Here is a 2,325-nt window from a genome sequence, read left to right as displayed (position 1 = left end):
CCCCGGCACTGACGCTTTCGATCCAGTGATGCACCACCGGCACGCCATGGGTCAGGATGCCGCCGCCCACCAGGAACATCGCCGCCGTACCGATCACCGACAGGCTTTTCATCATGTACGGCGCCGCACGCAGAATCCCGGCGCCGATGCTTTTGGCCACTTGCCCGGGCTTCTGGGTCAACCACAGCCCCAGGTCATCGAGCTTGACGATGCCGGCCACCAGCCCATACACGCCGACCGTCATGACGATGGCGATGCCCGACAGCACGACCACCTGCTGAGTCAGTGCCGATTCGGCCACGACACCCAGGGTGATGGCGATGATTTCCGCCGAGAGAATGAAGTCGGTGCGAATCGCGCCCTTGATCTTGTCCTTTTCAAAGGCCACCAGGTCCACTGCCGGGTCTGCCACCGCTTCGACCCGTTCGGCATGCTGCGCCTGATCTTCGGTCTTGCTGTGCAGGAATTTGTGCGCGAGCTTCTCGAATCCTTCAAAGCACAGGTAAGCGCCGCCGAGCATCAGCAAGGGCGTGACCAGCCAGGGAACGAACGCGCTGATGGCCAACGCCGAGGGCACCAGGATCAGCTTGTTGACGAACGACCCTTTGGCCACCGCCCACACCACCGGGATTTCCCGCTCGGCACGCACACCGCTGACCTGTTGGGCATTGAGCGCCAGATCGTCGCCCAACACGCCGGCGGTTTTCTTGGCGGCCATCTTGGTCATCAACGCGACGTCGTCCAGTACCGCGGCAATGTCGTCGATCAGTACCAGCAAACTGCTTCCTGCCATGAATCGGGTTTCCTTCTTTAATGAATGCGGTGCAGCATAGCGCGGCACGCACCGCACGGCGCATTCTTGAGCGCCGTCGAAGGCCGGTGCTACCATGCGCAACCGCCAGTACAGGCAAGGAACCACCTGGTTTATGAGCACCATCCGCGAGCGCAACAAACAACTGATCCTGCGTGCCGCCAGTGAAGAATTTGCCGACAAGGGCTTCGCTGCGACCAAAACCAGCGACATCGCAGCCAAGGCGGGATTGCCCAAGCCCAACGTCTACTACTACTTCAAATCCAAGGAAAACCTCTACCGTGAGGTTCTGGAAAGCATCATCGAGCCTATTTTGCAGGCCTCGACGCCGTTCAACCCGGACGGGGTACCCAGCGAAGTATTGAGCGGCTACATCCGCTCGAAAATCCGCATCTCCCGCGACCTGCCGTTTGCCTCCAAGGTATTTGCCAGCGAAATCATGCACGGCGCCCCACACCTGAGCACCGACCTGGTCGAACAGCTCAACAGCCAGGCCAAACACAACATCGACTGCATCCAGACCTGGATCGACCGCGGCCAGATCGCCCCCCTCGACCCCAACCACCTGATGTTCAGCATCTGGGCCGCGACCCAGACCTATGCCGACTTCGACTGGCAAATCACCGCCATCACCGGCAAGGCCCGGCTGGACGAAGAGGATTATGAAGCAGCGGCGCAGACGATTATCCGGCTGGTGCTCAAGGGGTGTGAGCCGGATTGATGGACCGGGGTGGCCCATTCGCGAGCAAGCCCGCTCCCACAGGGAATAACCTTTCAGAATGTGGGAGCGGGCTTGCTCGCGAATAAGGGCACCTCGGTCCCTCAGTCAAACCCAGATCGCATCCCACAACGGATAGTCGCCAAGCTTCTCAACCAATCCCGCCCGCAGCGGATTGGCCACTACATATCGAGCCAGTTTTACCAGATCCTCTTCTTTTCGCAGCGCATGATCGTGGAATCCCTGCTGCCAGAGACTGCCTGTTCTGCCAGTCGCTGAATTAATTGCGCGGGTGCTCAAGGATTTGGCCTGACACATCAACTGCCCCAGTGAACCTCTGTTCAACTGAATCAACCAATGAAAGTGATCAGGCATGACTACCCAGGCCAAAGAATCGGCGAAGCCGTCATCCTGGGCTTGTCTGAATTGGTGAATGACTAATCTGCCAAGGGTGTAATCCCTGAATACAGGTTCCCGTTTCAAGGTATTCGCAGTCAGCAGGTAAATGCGGTTCTGCTCGGCATAGCGGCCGATGCGCAGGCGATGTGAAGCAGATAACTCAGGCATTCCTTTGCCCTCTCATGATGAACTCATGAAAAGACTAGCCCTGTGGTTTCCCAATAGAGGGTCAGAACTTTAGCTTGATGTGTCTGCAAGATTGCTTTCGCGAGCAAGCCCGCTCCCACATGGGCCCTGCATACACAGATCAAATGTGGGAGCGGGCTTGCTCGCGAAAGCGATAGCTCAGACAGCGAAAATCAGGCAACCACCCCCGCATCCGCCCTCAACCCCAACC

3 protein-coding genes are annotated in these 2,325 nt (G+C 58.5%); 1 reads left to right on the top strand and 2 read right to left on the bottom strand.

Annotated features, from left to right (window positions below):
- The coding region (locus B0W55_RS29195; RefSeq protein ID WP_077049360.1) for a DUF808 domain-containing protein at positions 1–793 on the bottom strand (793 nt) is incomplete at its 3' end.
- Positions 794–926: 133 nt separating this feature from the next.
- Between B0W55_RS29195 and B0W55_RS29190 the strand changes: the two genes are divergently transcribed.
- Complete coding sequence (locus B0W55_RS29190) at positions 927–1,532, top strand: TetR/AcrR family transcriptional regulator (RefSeq protein ID WP_077049359.1); 606 nt, start codon at positions 927–929, stop codon at positions 1,530–1,532.
- Positions 1,533–1,637: 105 nt separating this feature from the next.
- Here B0W55_RS29190 and B0W55_RS29185 read toward each other — a convergent pair whose 3' ends face one another.
- Entirely contained in the window at positions 1,638–2,096 is a 459-nt protein-coding gene (locus B0W55_RS29185) for a transposase (RefSeq protein ID WP_077049358.1), read from the bottom strand.
- Positions 2,097–2,325 lie beyond the last annotated feature (229 nt).

Source organism: Pseudomonas sp. KK4, assembly GCF_001984065.1.
Taxonomy (GTDB): domain Bacteria; phylum Pseudomonadota; class Gammaproteobacteria; order Pseudomonadales; family Pseudomonadaceae; genus Aquipseudomonas.
Note: the sequence above shows the minus strand (reverse complement) of the source record. Positions and strands in the feature narration are given on the sequence as shown.